Source organism: Bradyrhizobium sp. HKCCYLRH3061 (assembly GCF_051168015.1).
Taxonomy (GTDB): domain Bacteria; phylum Pseudomonadota; class Alphaproteobacteria; order Rhizobiales; family Xanthobacteraceae; genus Bradyrhizobium.
The window spans coordinates 605584-622226 of record NZ_JBNPUE010000001.1 but is presented as its reverse complement, the minus strand read 5'-3'; the positions used below and the strand labels follow the sequence as shown (position 1 = coordinate 622226).

Here is a 16643-nt window from a genome sequence, read left to right as displayed (position 1 = left end):
CACTGGCGCAACGCGCAAGAAGAGCAACGTGGTCGGAGCCGCCGGTCATCAACCCGCTCTCAACCCGTCACCATCAGCCGGTAGCCGATGCCGCGCACGGCCTGCAGGAACAGCGGGTTGGCCGGATCGCTCTCCAGCTTGCGGCGCAGGCGGTTGATCTGGACGTCGACGGCGCGCTCGTTGACGGTGCCGTTGCCGGTCAGCGCGCCGCGCGGCACGGTCTCGCCGCGGGCATTGGCAAGGATGCGCAGCATCTCGCGCTCGCGGTCGGTGAGGTGGACGATCTCCTCGCCCTGCTTCAGCTCGCCGCGCGCCAGATGGTAGACGAACGGGCCGAACCCGATCTGCTCGACGACCTCTTCCGCCGGAGGCGGCGCGGCTCGCTTGAGGATGTTGCCGATGCGCAGCGCGAGCTCTCTCGGCTCGAACGGTTTTGCGACGTAGTCGTCGGCGCCGAGCTGCAGGCCCTCGATGCGGCTCTCCGGCTCGGCCCGCGCGGTCAGCATCACGATCGGCACCGAGGATTGCGTGCGGATGAAGCGGGCGAGGTCGAAGCCGCTTTCGCCGGGCATCATCACGTCGAGGATCAGCAGATCGAAATGCAGCCCCGTCAGCTTGGCGCGGGCGTCGCTCGCGCTCGCCGCCGTGGTGACGCGATAGCCTTCGCCGCGCAGGAAGCGAGACAGCAGATCGCGGATGCGGCGGTCGTCGTCGACGAGCAGGAGATGCGGTGCGTCGTCGGCCGGCGTCTGCTGATGATGCGGTGCGATGGCGGCGATCGTCACGGTCACTCCTTGGCAGCGGCGACAGGCGTCTTGAAGATGGCTTCCAGCACCTTGTCCGGATCGTCGCGATCGATCATCGCGCGCAGGAACTGCCGGACCTTCTCGGCGCCAGCAGGCCCGATCTGCTCCAGCGCGCGGTCGATGCGCCGCGTCTGCAGCCCGGCCAGCTTGGCGACCAGCGCCTCGCCCTTCGGCGTGGCGAAAAGAAGGCGCTGCCGGCGGTCGTTGTTGCCGGTCTTCTGCACGATGTAGCCTTCGTCCAGCAGCTGCTTGAGCACGCGTCCGAGCGACTGCTTGGTGATGCGGAGAACGTCGAGCAGATCGGCGACCTTCAGGCCGGGATAGCGTGTGACGAAATGCATCACGCGGTGATGCGCGCGGCCGAAGCCGAACGCCTCCAGCTCGTGGTCGGCATCGCCGACGAAGTCGCGATAGGCGAAGAACAGGAGCTCGATGATGTCCCAGCGCAGCGGCTCGCCGGCGGCGGCGGAGGGCTCAGCCGCGCGCAGCTCGGGGCTCAACGTCGGGGACGAGAAATTTATGTCAGCCATATTGACGTTTCTGCGGTTCAATGTTACAAAACAATCGTCCGCTACGAAATTTTAGATCGTTTCATCGGCGGGCGATGGTCTCCAGGCGTGTCTGAACGGGCCGTAGGCAACCCCGACGGGCATCCTTGGGCGACGTATCGAACAACCGTGTGATGTCGAGCGGCATTTCGGCAAACCATACTGGACTTCCGCCGGGCGCAAAAGCATGTCCTGTGGTGGCATGCTTGCCCGGGGACCGGCCCAAAGCCGGTCGCGGCAGGTCCGAAATTCAAGAAGCCGACTGGCCCGATCGGACGGGTCGGCCCCAGAACTCGCGAATGGCGATCAGAGCGGGGGAAGCAAGGACATGACTTTGACATTCGACATCAAGCCGACGACGAACCCGACCTCCGACCAGGAGCGCGCTGCCAGGCTCGCCAACCCGGGCTTCGGCCGGGTGTTCACCGACCACATGGCCGTGGTCCAGTACAGCCAGGACAAGGGGTGGCACAGCGCGCGGGTCGAATCCCGCGCCAACTTCCCGCTCGATCCGGCGGCGGCCGTCCTGCACTATGCGCAGGAGATCTTCGAGGGGCTCAAGGCCTACAAGCGCGACGACGGCGGCGTGAACCTGTTCCGCCCCGACGCCAATGCCAAGCGGTTCTGGAATTCGGCCGAGCGCATGGCGATGGCGCAGTTGCCGCCGGAGGTCTTCATCGAGGCGGTCGAGCGGCTGGTTCAAATCGACCGCGCCTGGATCCCGGGCGGCGAGGGCAGCCTCTATCTGCGTCCGTTCATGATCGCCAGCGAGGTGTTCCTCGGCGTGAAGCCGTCGGCGGAGTACATCTTCGCGGTGATCGCCTCGCCGGTCGGCTCCTATTTCAAGGGCGGCCCGGCGCCGGTCTCGATCTGGGTCTCGGAGAACTACACCCGCGCCGCCGTCGGCGGCACCGGCGGCGTGAAGTGCGGCGGCAATTATGCCGCGAGCCTCAAGGCGCAGGCCGAGGCGATCACCCATGGCTGCGACCAGGTCGTGTTCCTGGATGCGATCGAGCGCCGCTATGTCGAGGAGCTCGGCGGCATGAACGTGTTCTTCGTGTTCGACGATGGCTCGCTGTCGACGCCGCCGCTCGGCACCATCCTGCCGGGTATCACCCGCGACTCCCTGATCGCGCTGGCGCGCGATGCCGGCCGCGAGGTGCGCGAGGAGGCATATTCGATCGACCAGTGGCGGGCGGATGCCAAGAGCGGCAAGCTGAAGGAGGCGTTCGCCTGCGGCACCGCCGCGGTGATCTCCCCGATCGGCAAGGTGTGCTCGGCGAGCGGCGATGTCCTGATCAACGGCGGCGAGGCCGGCCCGGTCGCCATGGGCCTGCGCAAGCAGCTGGTCGACATCCAATACGGCCGCAGCCCGGATCCGCATCAGTGGATCAGGGATGTGAAGTAGGGCGGGGCTCCGCTGACGGTGCGCTCCCTCCCCCGCTTGCGGGGGAGGGGGCGCACCGCATGGATGGCGATAGCTTCGCTCTCACTGACATGGATGCGCGGGTGACCGACGCCTCCCGCGGGTTGCCGCACCCTGTCGCGGCTGCTACCACCTCAGGCAACGCATTCCATCCCGCAGGGTGGGCCAAGGACCGCGCAAGCGGGCCGTGCCCACCGCTGCGACGTCATCCAGCCCATGGTGGGCACGCTGCGCTTTGCCCACCCTACGTGTCGAGTCCGATGTCCGACAAACCCAAGAAACCCCAGAAGCTGAAGGCGCGGCTGCCGCGCGGGCTCGAGGATCGCGGCCCGGCGGCGATCGCCGCGACGCGCGAGATGGTCGAGAAGATCCGCGCGGTCTACGAGCGCTACGGCTTCGAGCCGGTGGAGACGCCGGCATTTGAATACACCGACGCGCTCGGCAAGTTCCTGCCCGACCAGGATCGTCCGAACGAGGGCGTGTTCTCGTTCCAGGACGATGACGAGCAGTGGATCTCGCTGCGCTACGACCTGACTGCGCCGCTGGCGCGCTATGTCGCCGAGAATTTCGACGCGCTGCCCAAGCCCTATCGCAGCTATCGCGCCGGCTACGTCTTCCGCAACGAGAAGCCGGGCCCCGGCCGCTTCCGCCAGTTCATGCAGTTCGACGCCGACACCGTCGGCTCCGGCTCGCCGGCGGCCGACGCCGAGATGTGCATGATGGCGGCCGATACGATGGAGGCGCTGGGGATTCCGCGCGGCTCGTATGTCGTGAAAGTCAACAACCGCAAGGTGCTCGACGGCGTGATGGAGGCGATCGGCATCGGCGGTGATGAGCACGCCGGCCGTCGGCTGACGGTGCTCAGGGCAATCGACAAGGCCGACAAGTTTCCGATTTCAGAGATCAAGAAGCTGCTCGGCGAGGGCCGCTGGGACGGCGGCGAAGTCGGCAAGGGTGATTTCACCAAGGGCGCGGGCCTGACTGAAAGTCAGATCGACTCCCTGCTGGCCTTCTTCGAGATGAAGATCGCGGAGCCGCAAATTCAAGGTGAGGAGCAGGATCTGCAGTTCAACGCCCAGGTCTTGGCGAGCGTTGCTCAGCAGAAATTGTTCATGTCCTCGCCGGCCTATGTGGAAGGCGTCAACGAGCTGACCGAGATCGCCAGGCTGTGCAGCGCGGCCGGTTATGGCTATACCCGCGTCCGCGTCGAACCCTCCGTCGTCCGCGGTCTCGAATACTACACCGGCCCGGTCTACGAAGTCGAACTCCTGCTCGAGACCAAGGACGAGAAGGGCCGTCCCGTGCGCTTCGGCTCGGTCGGCGGCGGTGGTCGTTATGACGGGCTGGTCTCGCGTTTCCGCGGCGAGCCGGTGCCGGCGACCGGGTTTTCGATCGGCGTGTCGCGGCTGCAGGCGGCGCTGACCCTGCTCGGCAAGCTCGACACGCGGCCGGCTTTCGGCCCCGTCGTCGTCACGGTCTTCGACCGCGACCGCGTCGCCGACTATCAGAAGATGGTGTCGACCTTGCGCAATCACGGCATCCGCGCCGAGCTCTATCTCGGCAATCCCAAGAACATGGGCAACCAGCTCAAATATGCCGACCGCCGCAACGCACCCTGCGTGATCATCCAGGGCTCGGACGAGAAGGCGCGCGGCGAGGTGCAGATCAAGGACCTGATCGAGGGCGCCAAGGCGGCGGCCGCGATCGCCTCCAACCAGGAATGGCGCGAGAGCCGCCCGGCGCAGTTCTCAGCCAAGGAGGACGAACTCGTCGCCGGCGTCCGCGAGGTGCTCGCGCGCCACGACGTGAGCTGGGGGTAACAGGACTCGTCATGCGCGGGCTTGACCCGCGCATCCATCGCTTCACGACGGCCTTTCATTTCAGAATGATGGATTGCCGGGGCAAGCCCGGCAATGACAGGCTTGGGACAGGACTAACTAACAGGGAGCAACGAATGCCCGAGATCACAGTGAGCATGGCCGCCGGCCGCACCGACGAGCAGAAGGCCAACATGATGCGTGACATCACCAAGGCCCTGGTGACGCATCTCGGCGTCGATCCGGAAGCGGTGGTGATCCAGATCAACGAGGCGCCGCTGACGCACAAGATGAAGGGCGGCAAGACCTTCGTCGAACGTCTGGCCGAGCAGAAGAAGTAGGCGCTGCTGTCGTCCCTGCTCGGCGCGCAATTGCGCGCGGCCCAGGGACCACAGCCCCAGGAAGCGGTTTGAGGCATGCTGGTCGTTGGCCTTTTGCTCATCACGACCGCCGCGGCGTATGGGTCCCGGATCGGCACTACGCCGCACTGACGCGCGTCGCAGCTTGTCCGGGACGACATCTGAACTTGGAGCCATCATGGACGCACGTGAGATCATCAAACCGGGCATGCGCGCCGAGCGCCTGCTGGTGGTGCCGCCGGAGCGCACCGTGGGGCACTTTGTTCCTCATATGCCCATGGTCTATGCGACGCCGATGATGATCCTGGAGATGGAGATGACATCGGGCGACGCCATCAACCCGGTGCTGCCGCCGGGCTGGGTGACGGTCGGCACCGAGGTCAACGTCCGCCATCTCGCGGCGTCGCCGGTCGGCGCCACCATTCGCACGGTTGCCGAGGTGATCGAGGTCGAGCGCCGCGTCATCCGCTTCTCGGTCGAGGCGTATCATGGCGAGGTGAAGATCGGCGACGGCCGCCACGGTCGCGGCCTCATCAATGTCGCGCAGTTCAAGAAGCGGTTCGGCGTGACCTGAACCGGCTTCGCGCTAGACCGACTGGCCCGTCTTCAACAGCGAGCAGCCGGTGATCCTGAGGCTGCCGTCGGGCTGGGTCTGCAGCGTGTACAGCGCCTCCCACGCCTCGCCCTCGGCATCGACGATGTGGACGCGCTGCGCGACGCTGCCGTCCTCGACCTCGGCGGCGCCGAATTCGAAGCTGCGATGGCGATAGACCGGCGGGTAGCCGCTCTTGACCATGCTCATGAAGATCTCGGCGCTCGGAAACAAGGCCTGGATTTCCGGCGCGGCCTGGGCATAGGCGGTCGCGCCGTCGTCGCGCGCCAGGGCCTGCTCCTGGGCGCGGATGACGGTCTGCGCCGCGCCGGCGTCGGCCGCCGCGGCGGGGTGGGCCAACAGTGACAGCAGCAGGACGAGCGGCATCAGAATGCGCATGTCATGTCCTCCATCGGCAGGTCGGGTCGATCCATCATGCGCCATGGACCGCGCGTGACAAGCCTGCCGTCGCGCGTCAATGTCGCGGGCCGGCGGCGATCGGCCGGCTGGATTGTGTCGCCATCGTCACGTCTTCGCGAGCCATGCGGCCCGCGCGGTGCCGGTCGCGATCGGATCGGCTTGATCTGGCCTGATCCGGCGCGAATCATGCATTCAGGCCGTGAACGAAGCAGGAGCCGCATGACCGATTTTTCCACGACTCGATCGCTCTTCACGATCCCTGACGGGGTCATCTATCTCGACGGCAATTCGCTCGGCGCGCTGCCGTCCGCCGTGCCCGCCCGCGTTGCCCGGATGATCGAGGCTGAGTGGGGACGGGAGCTGATCCGCGGCTGGAATAGCGCGGGATGGATGGTGCAGCCGCGCCGCGTCGGCGACCGTATCGCGCGGCTGATTGGGGCCGCGCCCGGCACGGTCGTGATGGGCGATACGCTCTCGATCAAGGTGTATCAGGCGCTGGCCGCGGCGCTGTCGCTCAATCCGGGCCGTCGCGTGATCCTGTCCGACAGCGGCAATTTTCCGTCCGATCTCTACATGGCGCAGGGCCTGGTCCGCATGCTCGGCGACCGCGCCACCTTGAAGGTGGTCGAGCCGGAGCAGGTCGAGGCTGCGATCGACGACAGCGTCGCGGTGCTGATGCTGACAGAGGTCGACTACCGCACCGGCCGCATGCACGACATGAGGGTGCTGACGGCAAAGGCGCACGCGGCCGGCGCGCTCACGGTATGGGACCTCGCGCATTCCGCCGGCGCGGTGCCGGTCGATCTCGCCGGCGCGGAGGCCGACTTTGCGGTCGGCTGCACCTACAAATATCTCAATGGCGGTCCCGGCGCGCCGGCTTTCATCTATGTCGCGCCGCGTTACGCAGACATCGCGCCGCCGGCGTTGTCCGGCTGGATGGGCCACGAGGCGCCGTTCGCCTTCGATCTCGATTATCGCCCCGGCGGCGGCATCGAGCGGATGCGCATCGGCACGCCGCCGATCATCGCATTGGCCGCGCTGGATGCCGCGCTCGACGCCTGGGACGGCGTGTCGATGCAGGACGTGCGCAAAGCCTCCATCGCGCTGTCGGAATTGTTCATCGCCGAGGTCGAGAGGCGCTGTCCGTCGCTGACACTGGCCTCGCCGCGCGATGCGTCGCGCCGCGGCAGCCAGGTGTCGTTCCGCCATCCGGACGGCTATGCGATCATGCGGGCGCTGATCGCGCGCGGCGTGATCGGCGATTTCCGCGCGCCCGACGCGCTGCGCTTCGGCTTCACGCCGCTCTACATCGGCGAGAGCGAGGTGCGCGGCGCCGTCGACATTCTCGAAGAGGTGCTTGCCGACAAGCTGTGGGACAAGCCCGAGTATCGCCAGAAGGAGCTCGTGACGTGAGCAGCGCGCCCTACGATCCCGCCACCGAGGGGGCGCGGATGAACTTCAAGGGACGGATGTCCTATGGCGACTATCTGATGCTGGATCGCCTGCTCGATGCGCAGGCGCCGCTGTCGTCGGCGCATGATGAGCTCCTGTTCATCATCCAGCACCAGACCTCCGAATTGTGGATGAAGCTCGCGATCCACGAGATCAAGGCCGCCATGGCGGCGATCGCCCGGGACGACGTGCAGCCGGCGTTCAAGATGCTGACAAGAGTGTCGCGCATCTTCGAGCAGCTCAACGGCGCCTGGGACGTGCTGCGCACGATGACGCCGAGCGAGTACACGCTGTTCCGCGACAAGCTCGGCGAGTCCTCCGGCTTCCAGTCGTTCCAGTATCGCTCGATCGAATTCCTGCTCGGCAACCGCAATCTGGCGATGCTGCGCCCGCATGCGCATCATCCGGAGCTGACCGCCGAGCTGGAGGCGATCCTGGCGAAGCCCAGCCTGTATGACGAAGCACTGCGGCTCTTGGCACGGCGCGGCTTCTTCATCGGCGTCGACGGGCAGCGCACCGACTGGCGCGGCACCCGCGCCGAGAGCCCGGAGGTCGCGGCCGCCTGGACCAGCGTCTATCGCGATCCGCAGCGGCATTGGGAGCTGTATGAGCTCGCCGAGAAGCTGGTCGACTTCGAGGACTATTTCCGCCGGTGGCGCTTCAATCACGTCACCACGGTGGAGCGCATCATCGGCTTCAAGACCGGCACCGGCGGCACGTCAGGCGTCAACTATCTGCGCAAGATGCTGGAGATCGTGCTGTTCCCCGAACTCTGGAAGCTGCGCACCGGCCTCTGAGCCATCGCGCGCTCATTCGATCAGGAGATTATCATGCTGTATGCCGTCAAGGACTGGGACAACGCCTACGCCAACGGCCCGAACATCGCCGGCGGCGAGCGCTGGCCCGGCCTGTGGGTCGCGCCGGCCGAGGCGTATCGAACGGCGTTGGCCGGGCAGGGCCGCGCCAGGCTCGACATTGCCTTTGGCGCACATGAGCGCCAGCGCCTCGACCTGTTCCTGCCTGAGGGCACGCCAAAGGGGCTCGTCGTGTTCGTGCATGGCGGCTACTGGATGCGCCTCGACAAGAGCTTCTGGTCGCATCTCGCGCAAGGTCCAATCGCGCGCGGCTTTGCCGTGGCGATGCCGTCCTACCGGCTGTGTCCCGAGGTCGGCATCGCCGACATTTCGGGCGATGTCGCGCAGGCGGTCGCGAAGGCGATGGACGAGGTTGCCGGTCCCGTGGCGCTGACCGGCCATTCCGCCGGCGGCCATCTCGTCACCCGCATGATCTGCCGTGGCGCCCCGCTGTCGCCGGAGCGACAGGCGCGCATCACCAGCGTGGTCTCGCTCTCCGGCCTGCACGATCTGCGCCCGCTGCAGCGGACCGTGATGAACGACACGCTACATATCGACGACGCCACGGCGCTGCGCGAGAGCCCGGCGCTGCTCGCGCCGATCGACGGCGTCAAGGTCACCGCCTGGGTCGGCGGCGCCGAGCGCAACGAATTCCGCCGCCAGGCGCAATTGCTCGCCAACATCTGGACCGGTCTGGGAGCGGCGACGGCCTATGTCGAAGCGCCGGACCGGCACCATTTCGACGTGATCGACGATCTGGCTGATGCGGAGAGCGGGCTGGTGAAGGCGCTGGTGGAGATGTAGGCAGCTCCCGCGTGGGTTCGAGGTCGCGGCCACGCTTAATCGTCAAAGCAAATTACGGCTATCGACATAACTCATTTTGGAACACCTCGGCGGCTGGCTACTCTTTCGCGTGTTGAACGTCGACCTCGTCCACCTCGCTCCGTTGCGCGTGGACGTGGTCGCACCGCGATCGAGAGGCCTTGATGCCAGTCCGACGTCCGACTGCTACCGAGCTGCAACAGGCCGCGCGCGAGATCGGCCTCGATCTCGATGATGCCAATGCGCTGTCGTTCCTTGCGCTGATGCAGGGGCAGCTCGACGCGTACGATCTCGTCGACGAGATGGCGGCGCCGCTGCCCGAGGTCAAATATCCGAGGCCCTCAGGAACACGCCCGCTACCGGAGGACAATCCGTTCGGCGCCTGGGCCGTCACCGCGCACATCCAGGGCGCTGCGGACGGCAAGCTCAAGGGCAGGCGCGTCGCCATCAAGGACAATGTCTGCGTCGCCGGCCTTCCCATGATGAATGGTGCGACCATCCTCGAGGGCTACGTTCCGGAGATCGATGCGACGATCGTCACGCGCCTCTTGGACGCCGGCGCGGACATTCTGGGCAAGGCCGTCTGCGAATACTACTGCGCCTCCGGCGGCAGTCACACCTCAGCCAATGGGGTCGTCGAGAATCCGGTCGTGCCCGGCTACAATGCCGGTGGATCGTCTTCAGGATCCACCGCCCTGGTCATGGCCAACATCGTCGACATGGCCACCGGCGGCGACCAGGGGGGCTCGATCCGCATCCCCGCGTCCTATTGTGGTGCCGTCGGCCTGAAGCCGACGCACGGCCTCGTGCCCTATACGGGCATCTTCGCGGTCGAATTGACGGTCGATCACGCCGGCCCGATCACCCGCACCGTGGCCGACAACGCATTGATGCTCGAGGTGATGGCAGGGCCGGACGGGCTCGATCCGCGGCAGCGCGGTGCCTCGTCACAGCCCTATACGCAGGCGCTGCGGCAAGGCGTGGCCGGCTTGCGCATCGGCGTGGTGCCCGAAGGGTTCGGCACGGCCGGCGCCGAGACCGAGGTGGACGACCGCGTGCGCGAGGCGGCCGGTCGTCTCGCAGCCAAGGGGGCCGACGTCCGTGAGGTCGCAGTGCCGCTGCATGCCGCCGGGGCTGCAATCTGGACGCCGATCTTTCTCGAAGGCGCCACCGATCTGATGATGCGCAGCAACGCCTATGGTACCAACATGAAGGGCGTGTTTCTGGAGAGCCTGCTCGATGCCCACGCGCGTTGGCGCGATCGGGCCGGAGAATTGTCCGAGACGCTGAAGCTCGGCATCCTGACCGGCCACTATATGTCGTCGCGCAATCGCGGCCGCTACTACGGCAAGGCACAGAACCTCAACCGCCTGCTCACGGGAGATTATGATCGCGCGCTCGAACAGGCCGATCTGCTTCTGATGCCGACCACGCCGATGGCAGCGACCCGGCTGCCGTCCGCCGGGGCGTCGCGGGAGGAGATCATCGGCCGCGCCTTCGAGATGGTCGGTAATACCGCGCCGACCTGCCTCACCGGGCATCCCGCGATCTCCGTTCCGGTTGGGAAGACGGCGGACGGCCGTCCGATCGGCGCGATGCTGGTCGCGCGTCACCTCGACGAGTCGACGTTGTACCGGGCGGCTTCCGCACTGGAGGCGTGCTACCAGTGAAGGATGACGTCGTCCCGACAGCAGGTGCTCGTCGGATGCGGCGCGGGATCTGAGGGGATCTACGGCCTGGCAATGGGTGGCAGCAGCCCGGGCAGATCGAACAGTCCCCGGACCCGGTGATCGGGCGCGAGCCCGAGCTCGTCCATCTGCATCCGCATCGCCTTGAACATCGTCAGCGGCGCAACGAGCGCGCAGCTTTCACAGGCTGCGGCCATCGCTTCGGGCGTGACCCTCTCGATCCATGCCACGGTCAGCCCGGCAGCCTTGGCACCGATCGCGTCCCACGGATTCGAGGACACGAACAGGACTTCGGCGGGCGCGGCTCCGAGCTCGGACTCGATCAGGGAGTAGGCCTCGGGACTCGGCTTGAACGTCGCTCTGCTGTCGACGCTGATGGTCTTGTCGAGAAACCGATCGAGACCGGTGTTGCGTACCAGCGCGTCCAGCATCGCAGGGGCACCATTCGAAAGGATCGCCAGCTTGCGGTCCTGGAGACGCTCAAGGGTGGACAGCGTGTCCGGGTAGGGATCGAGGTGGACATATTTGTCCATGATCACCTCGAGCAGCGCTTCTTCGTAGCCAAGGCCGAGGATCCGGAGCGTATAGACCAGGGATTGGCGAGTCACCGCCTCGAAATCCTCGTAGCGCCGCATCAGCGAGCGCAGCCAGGTGTATTCGAGCTGCTTCATCCGCCAGATCTGCGTGATCATGTCGCCACGGCCCGGGAAAGCCTGCTCGGTGACCGACGCCACCGATTGAATGTCGTAGAGGGTGCCGTAGGCGTCGAAGACGACGGTGCTGATCGCCACGGGGATGGTCCTTGTGTCGGAGCGGTTTTGTACGCGAAGTGCGGCAAGGGACCGCAATGCAGTCCCGTTGCGTCGCGTCAGGGACTTGACGCGAGTTCCGGCATCCCATGCCGCAACTCTGGTCTTTACGAAGTGTGTTCCGACCGACAAAGTGAATTATGACGATGTTGGTATCGTCTTTTTCGATAGCGGGGACTGTCGTGAACTTCGATATCGACTGCCTCAGATCGTTTCTCGTGATCGCGGACACGATGAGCTTCTCGCGGGCCGCAGAGTCCGTCGGGCGATCGCAGTCGACGATCAGCCAACAGATGTCCAAGCTGGAATTGCAGGTGGGCAAGCCATTGTTGACGCGGCGCAAGGGCCGCGTTCTGGAGCTGACCCCCGAGGGTGACCGCTTCGTCCAATACGCGCGGCGTATTCTCCAGCTCAATGACGAGGCCTATGCCTCGATGTGCGAGGATGTCCTCCTCGGTTTCGTTCGTCTGGGGGTTCCGCTCGACTTTTTTGGCCGCGACTTCACCACGTGGCTCGCGCGGTTCAAGACCAAGAATCCGATGGTGGGCATCGAGGTCGAAGCCAATCAGTCGGAAAGCCTGATGAAGCGGAGCGCCCGCGGCGAATTCGACCTCGCCTTCTTCAAGCAGGAGGCCGGGGCTCGAACCGGCACCTCGGTGCTGACAGAGCAATTGGTCTGGGTCTGCGGGCCGAACTACACGCCCGACGATGCGTCGATCCCTCTCGTCCTCTTCCCGGACGGCTGCACGTATCGGCGTTTCGCCATGTCGTCGCTGAAGCAGAACGACCGGCGTTGGCATCTCAGCTTCGTCAGTCCGAGCTTCGAGTGCCTCAAGGCGGCGACGCTCGAGGGGCTGGGAATCACCGTCCTTGCGCGCGCCCTGGTGCAGCCGCCGTTGCGCATCATCCGGCAGGATCTCGGTCTGCCGCGCTTGCCGACCGTCGAGCTCGCCTATGCGCGCGGCCGCAGCAACTCCCGCACGGTGGGGGAGCTGACCACGTTTCTCGCCGAGAGGCTGACGGGAGCGGGCGTGCAGCCATAGCTCGGATCTGTGCCGAACGGGCTTCGCTTGCGACCCGACGGCTGCGCCGCATAGGGCCAGGGCGCGCGAAGCACTTCTAGGGCCAATCGACGCCTCGACCGGATTGGTGCTGAGTCGAGGTGCAGCGGGTCGATCGCAGCGACAGCGACAAGATCAAGGAGGACGCCGTCGCCGCCTCCCTTTCGCGCATGGCGAGCTTTCCTCGCAGAAATCGCTGCGCCGTCGTCGTGGACAGGATGATGCTTCGGCGCGCTTCGCCGCAATTCCCGTTGCCCGCCAAGGTTCGCATAATTCCTATAGCGCGTCGCTGAGCAGCCGTCGCGCCGCCTTCAATCCCTGCTCGTCGCGCTTGTAGAACGTCCAGCCCTTGGCGCGCTTGCCCTTGACGAGGCCGGCGGCCACCAGCACGCGCATGTGCTCGCTCAGTGTCGGCGCGGAGACGCCGAGCTTTTCGGCAATGAATAGCCCGCAGACCCCGTCCTTGACGAGGTCGCCATCGTTCTGTGGCGGAAAATGCCGCGTCGGATCGCGCAGCCACTCCAGGATCTGCAGCCGCTTGTCGTTGGCCAGTGCACGGAACACGCGGTCGGGCGCCATTTTGGTACTTTGCCAATTAGCTAATTTATGTCAAGACATGCCGATCGGAACGAGGTGCGGCATGTCAGACATATCGACAGCGGTAACCCGGCAGCAGATCGCGGCCACCTATGAGCTGATCCGGCCTTACGTCCGGCGCACGCCGATGATAACGGTCGATGGTGGCGATTTCGGCCTGCCGTCTTCCCCATTGCGACTGAAGCTCGAATTCATGCAGCATGGCGGCTCGTTCAAGGCGCGCGGGGCGTTCGCCAATCTCCTGACCCGCGATGTGCCGGGGGCCGGTGTGGTCGCGGCGTCCGGCGGCAACCATGGTGTCGCGGTGGCGCTGGCGGCGCAACGTCTTGGCCTGAGAGCAGCGATCTTCGTGCCGAGCATCGCCTCGCCGTCGAAGATCGACCTCATCAAGCGCTTCGGCGCGGAGATCCACGTCGGCGGGGATCGCTATGCCGATGCGCTGGCGGCGAGCGAACGACATGTCGCCGAGAGCGGCGCCTTGCCGATTCATGCGTTTGATCAGCCCGAGACCATGCTGGGGCAGGGCTCGGTGGGGCTGGAGGTGGAGCGCGACGCAGATGATATCGACACGCTGCTGGTGGCGGTCGGCGGCGGCGGGCTGATCGGCGGCATCGCCGCGTGGTACGAGGGACGCGTCAAGGTCGTGCCGGTGGAGTCGGACGGCGCGCCGACCCTGCGCGACGCGCTGGCGGCCGGACACCCCGTCGACGCGCCCGCCGGTGGCGTCGCTGCCGACAGTCTTGCGCCGCGCCAGATCGGCGCGCGCGTGTTTCCGATCGTGCAGCGGTTCGCGGCGGCGGAGGTGATCATCGTCAGCGACGACGACATAAGGGCGGCGCAGCGCGCGTTGTGGATGACGTTGCGCGTCGTAACTGAGCCGGGCGGCGCCGCGGCCTTCGCCGCGCTGCTATCCGGTGCCTACCGTGCGGGTCCGTCCGAGCGCGTCGCGGTTCTGGTCTGCGGCGCCAACACCACAGCGGTCAATTTCAAGAGTTGCTAGATGGATGGGCCGTGAATTCTGTGCCCCGTCATGGGATGTCGGAGACCGCTCCTGTGTAGGGTCGCGGTATTCGTCGCGGCCTCGGCAGAACGGAGAGAGCGGACTGCCGTTCAGCCGGTGTCTCGCATTCGATCAGCTCTCCGCGACCGCATCGCCCCAGGCATGGAAGATTTCCGTCGCGCCGCTGTTCGCGTCGCCCTGGCGCAGCACGACGCTGGGGCAGGCGAACTTCATCGGCATGGTCTGCACCGGCGCCGGCACGGTCTCGAACTTCGCCGTCAGCGCGTCCATCACCTCCGCCGGCAGCCGGGTGTCGGCGCCGACCACGTCGCCTTCGCTGGCATCGATGCGCGGCTGGTGGATCGCGGCATCGAGGTCCATGCCGTAGTCCATCACGAAGGACAGCATCTGCGCCACCGCGGGCAGGATGCGGCGGCCGCCGGAGGCGCCCAATGCGAGGCGGCGGCCGTCGGCGGCCTGCGCCACCACCGGCGTGTAGTTGGTGAGGCAGCGCTTGCCGGGGGCCAGCGAATTCGTTGTGCCGGGCGTCGGGTCGAACCACATGATGCCGTTGTTCATCATGATGCCGCTCTGCGGCGCCTGGAATTTCGAGCCGAAGCCGGACAGCAGGGTCTGCGTCACCGCCGCCATGTTGCCGTCGCGATCGACCACCGAATAGTGCGTGGTGCAGGCCGGTGCCAGATATTCGGCGCCGATCGCGCGCTTGCCCGCCGCGTCGCCCATGTCGTTGAGCCGCTCGCGATAGGCGGCCTGCACCGCCTCGGCATAGGCGATGAAGGCGCCGGCATCCGGCGCCTTGCCCGAAGCCGTTACGCTCGCCTGCATCAGCCGCAGCGCGTGAGCCAGCGTCGGGCCGGCGGTGAGCTCCGGCGTCGCGAACACCGCGCCGCCGCGATAGGGAATGCGCAGCGGCTCTCGGACATGCGCCTCGAACGCGGCGAGGTCATCCACCGAAAGCGCGCCACCGGCGGCCTGGATGTCGCGGGTCAGCGAGCGGGCGATGTCGCCGCGGTAGAAGTCGCGCGCGCCGGCGCTGGCAAGATGGGCCAGCGTCGCCTTCAACTGCTCCTGCGGCAGCCGCGTCACCGCCTTGGCGCCCCATTGCGGATTCGGCGGCAGGCCATCCTTCAGATAGGCCGCGGCGCTGCCGGGATAGCGGCGCAGGTCGGCGGCGCAGCTCGAGATCATCACGGTGGTCCACCAGTCCACCAGCAGGCCCTCGGCGGCGAGCTTCACGCTCGGCGTGACCAGATCCGCCCATGGCAGCCGCGCGTAACGGCGATGCGCCGCCTCCATGCCGGCCACGACGCCGGGCACCGCGATCGCGCCGGGGCCGTGCAGATTGCGGTCGTCCTTGACGCGGGGCCATGGGAAGATGTCGGCCGCGACGCTGCCGTCATTGGCCAGCGGATAGTCGGCGACATCGAGGCTGTCGGGCGCGCGCATGCCGTAGTCGATCACTTCGACATGGTTGTCCCTGGCGCGGTACAGCACCATCGCGCCGCCGCCGCCGAGGCCGCTCATCCACGGCTCGAGCACGCCGAGCGCAAAGCCGGTCGCGACCACGGCATCGACGCAGTCGCCGCCCGCGGCCAGCACTTCGGCGCCGATCTCGGCGGCGCGCCGCGACTGTGCCGCGACGATGCCGCCCTTGCTGCTCACCGCCGGCTTGCGGATCTGCTGACGATTGGAAAACTGATACGGCATGGCACTCCCCACGATCCCGCCTGATGGTCCGGCGAATTGACACCGGCCGGCGTCGGCGCGCAATCGGCGACAGCGGGACGCTCCCCAGCCCGGATCGAATGACGGGGCCTCGCGTTGAGGAGATGTTTACCAATGGGTACTATGGTCTTCGGCAGACCAGATCGATCTCGATCAGCGCGTCATAGGCCAAGCCGGTGACGCCGACGCAGGTGCGGGCCGGCAGCCGGTCCGGCGGGAAGAATGAACGGTAGGTTTCATTCATCGCCGCGTAATCCCGCTTGAACTCGGTCAGGTAAATCCGAGACATCACAATATGTTCGAGGCCGAGGTTGAGACCTTGGAGGATGTACTTCAAGTTCTGCATCACCGCCTTCGTCTGATCCACGATCCCCTCCGGCAGCACGCCCGGCGCCTCCGGCGAGTCCGGCATCTGGCCGGTGACGAACACGAAGCCGTCGGTCTCGACGGCGTGGCTGAAGGGGGCCACCGGCCTGGTCGCGCCGGAGATCATGTGGAACTGCATAGCGATGGTCCTTTGTTGTTGGGCTTCGTGGTAGCGACAGCAATGGTCGTCATTGCGAGGAGCGAAGCGACGAAGCAATCCAGGGCAGCACGTGACGCCCTGGATGGCTTCGCTTCGCTCGCAATGACGGAGATCTGGGAT

Annotated in this window: 17 protein-coding genes; 10 read left to right on the top strand and 7 right to left on the bottom strand. The window is 66.4% G+C overall.

Going from position 1 to position 16643, the window contains the following annotated elements; all coding sequences use genetic code 11:
* Positions 1-59: 59 nt before the first annotated feature.
* Both ACQR2C_RS02960 and ACQR2C_RS02955 read right to left on the bottom strand, forming a co-directional pair.
* A complete protein-coding gene (locus ACQR2C_RS02960; protein ID WP_315801968.1) occupies positions 60-791 on the bottom strand; it encodes a response regulator transcription factor in 732 nt (243 codons plus the stop codon).
* Entirely contained in the window at positions 788-1336 is a 549-nt protein-coding gene (locus ACQR2C_RS02955) for a MarR family winged helix-turn-helix transcriptional regulator (RefSeq protein ID WP_315801969.1), read from the bottom strand. The genes ACQR2C_RS02960 and ACQR2C_RS02955 overlap by 4 nt, the downstream gene beginning before the upstream one ends.
* Positions 1337-1682: 346 nt before the next feature.
* On the opposite strand from ACQR2C_RS02955, the gene ACQR2C_RS02950 reads away from it, so the two are divergent.
* From ACQR2C_RS02950 to ACQR2C_RS02935, 4 genes are all read left to right on the top strand, one after another.
* On the top strand, positions 1683-2762 hold the full coding sequence (locus tag ACQR2C_RS02950; RefSeq protein ID WP_434880388.1) for a branched-chain amino acid aminotransferase: 1080 nt from the start codon (positions 1683-1685) through the stop codon (positions 2760-2762).
* A gap of 59 nt (positions 2763-2821) precedes the next feature.
* Positions 2822-4600 (top strand): histidine--tRNA ligase, encoded by a 1779-nt coding sequence (gene hisS / locus ACQR2C_RS02945; RefSeq protein WP_410051431.1) that lies wholly within the window; start codon positions 2822-2824, stop codon positions 4598-4600.
* Positions 4501-4938, top strand: coding sequence for a tautomerase family protein (locus ACQR2C_RS02940; protein WP_316183192.1), 438 nt, complete (start codon positions 4501-4503; stop codon positions 4936-4938). The genes hisS and ACQR2C_RS02940 overlap by 100 nt, the downstream gene beginning before the upstream one ends.
* A gap of 196 nt (positions 4939-5134) precedes the next feature.
* Positions 5135-5530 carry a thioesterase family protein gene (locus tag ACQR2C_RS02935; RefSeq protein WP_315801972.1) on the top strand — a complete coding sequence of 132 codons (396 nt, stop codon included), beginning with the start codon at positions 5135-5137 and terminating at the stop codon, positions 5528-5530.
* Between the two features lie 12 nt (positions 5531-5542).
* Here the strand turns inward: ACQR2C_RS02935 and ACQR2C_RS02930 are convergent, their stop codons facing one another.
* Positions 5543-5947: a DUF4864 domain-containing protein gene (locus ACQR2C_RS02930; protein ID WP_434880387.1), complete on the bottom strand. Its 405-nt coding sequence runs from the start codon at positions 5945-5947 to the stop codon at positions 5543-5545.
* 240 nt (positions 5948-6187) lie between these two features.
* Between ACQR2C_RS02930 and kynU the strand changes: the two genes are divergently transcribed.
* From kynU to ACQR2C_RS02910, 4 genes are all read left to right on the top strand, one after another.
* Positions 6188-7381 (top strand): kynureninase, encoded by a 1194-nt coding sequence (kynU, locus tag ACQR2C_RS02925; protein WP_434880386.1) that lies wholly within the window; start codon positions 6188-6190, stop codon positions 7379-7381.
* A complete protein-coding gene (gene kynA, locus ACQR2C_RS02920) occupies positions 7378-8217 on the top strand; it encodes a tryptophan 2,3-dioxygenase (protein WP_316183188.1) in 840 nt (279 codons plus the stop codon). The genes kynU and kynA overlap by 4 nt, the downstream gene beginning before the upstream one ends.
* Positions 8218-8250: 33 nt before the next feature.
* Positions 8251-9078 carry an alpha/beta hydrolase gene (locus tag ACQR2C_RS02915; RefSeq protein ID WP_434880385.1) on the top strand — a complete coding sequence of 276 codons (828 nt, stop codon included), beginning with the start codon at positions 8251-8253 and terminating at the stop codon, positions 9076-9078.
* A gap of 182 nt (positions 9079-9260) precedes the next feature.
* On the top strand, positions 9261-10766 hold the full coding sequence (locus tag ACQR2C_RS02910; protein ID WP_315801977.1) for an amidase: 1506 nt from the start codon (positions 9261-9263) through the stop codon (positions 10764-10766).
* A gap of 59 nt (positions 10767-10825) precedes the next feature.
* Here the strand turns inward: ACQR2C_RS02910 and ACQR2C_RS02905 are convergent, their stop codons facing one another.
* Positions 10826-11575, bottom strand: coding sequence for a haloacid dehalogenase type II (locus tag ACQR2C_RS02905; RefSeq protein WP_315801978.1), 750 nt, complete (start codon positions 11573-11575; stop codon positions 10826-10828).
* A 158-nt stretch (positions 11576-11733) separates the two neighbouring features.
* Between ACQR2C_RS02905 and ACQR2C_RS02900 the strand changes: the two genes are divergently transcribed.
* Positions 11734-12636, top strand: a complete 903-nt coding sequence (locus ACQR2C_RS02900) for a LysR substrate-binding domain-containing protein (protein ID WP_316183184.1) — start codon at positions 11734-11736, stop codon at positions 12634-12636.
* Positions 12637-12930: 294 nt separating this feature from the next.
* Here the strand turns inward: ACQR2C_RS02900 and ACQR2C_RS02895 are convergent, their stop codons facing one another.
* Entirely contained in the window at positions 12931-13233 is a 303-nt protein-coding gene (locus tag ACQR2C_RS02895) for an ArsR/SmtB family transcription factor (protein WP_434845695.1), read from the bottom strand.
* 61 nt (positions 13234-13294) lie between these two features.
* On the opposite strand from ACQR2C_RS02895, the gene ACQR2C_RS02890 reads away from it, so the two are divergent.
* Positions 13295-14251 carry a threonine/serine dehydratase gene (locus ACQR2C_RS02890; protein ID WP_315801981.1) on the top strand — a complete coding sequence of 319 codons (957 nt, stop codon included), beginning with the start codon at positions 13295-13297 and terminating at the stop codon, positions 14249-14251.
* A gap of 132 nt (positions 14252-14383) precedes the next feature.
* On the opposite strand, the gene ACQR2C_RS02885 is transcribed toward ACQR2C_RS02890, so the two are convergent.
* Both ACQR2C_RS02885 and ACQR2C_RS02880 read right to left on the bottom strand, forming a co-directional pair.
* Positions 14384-15979 carry a gamma-glutamyltransferase family protein gene (locus ACQR2C_RS02885; protein WP_315801982.1) on the bottom strand — a complete coding sequence of 532 codons (1596 nt, stop codon included), beginning with the start codon at positions 15977-15979 and terminating at the stop codon, positions 14384-14386.
* Positions 15980-16118: 139 nt separating this feature from the next.
* Positions 16119-16502 carry a RidA family protein gene (locus ACQR2C_RS02880; protein ID WP_315801983.1) on the bottom strand — a complete coding sequence of 128 codons (384 nt, stop codon included), beginning with the start codon at positions 16500-16502 and terminating at the stop codon, positions 16119-16121.
* Between the last annotated feature and the right edge of the window lie 141 nt (positions 16503-16643).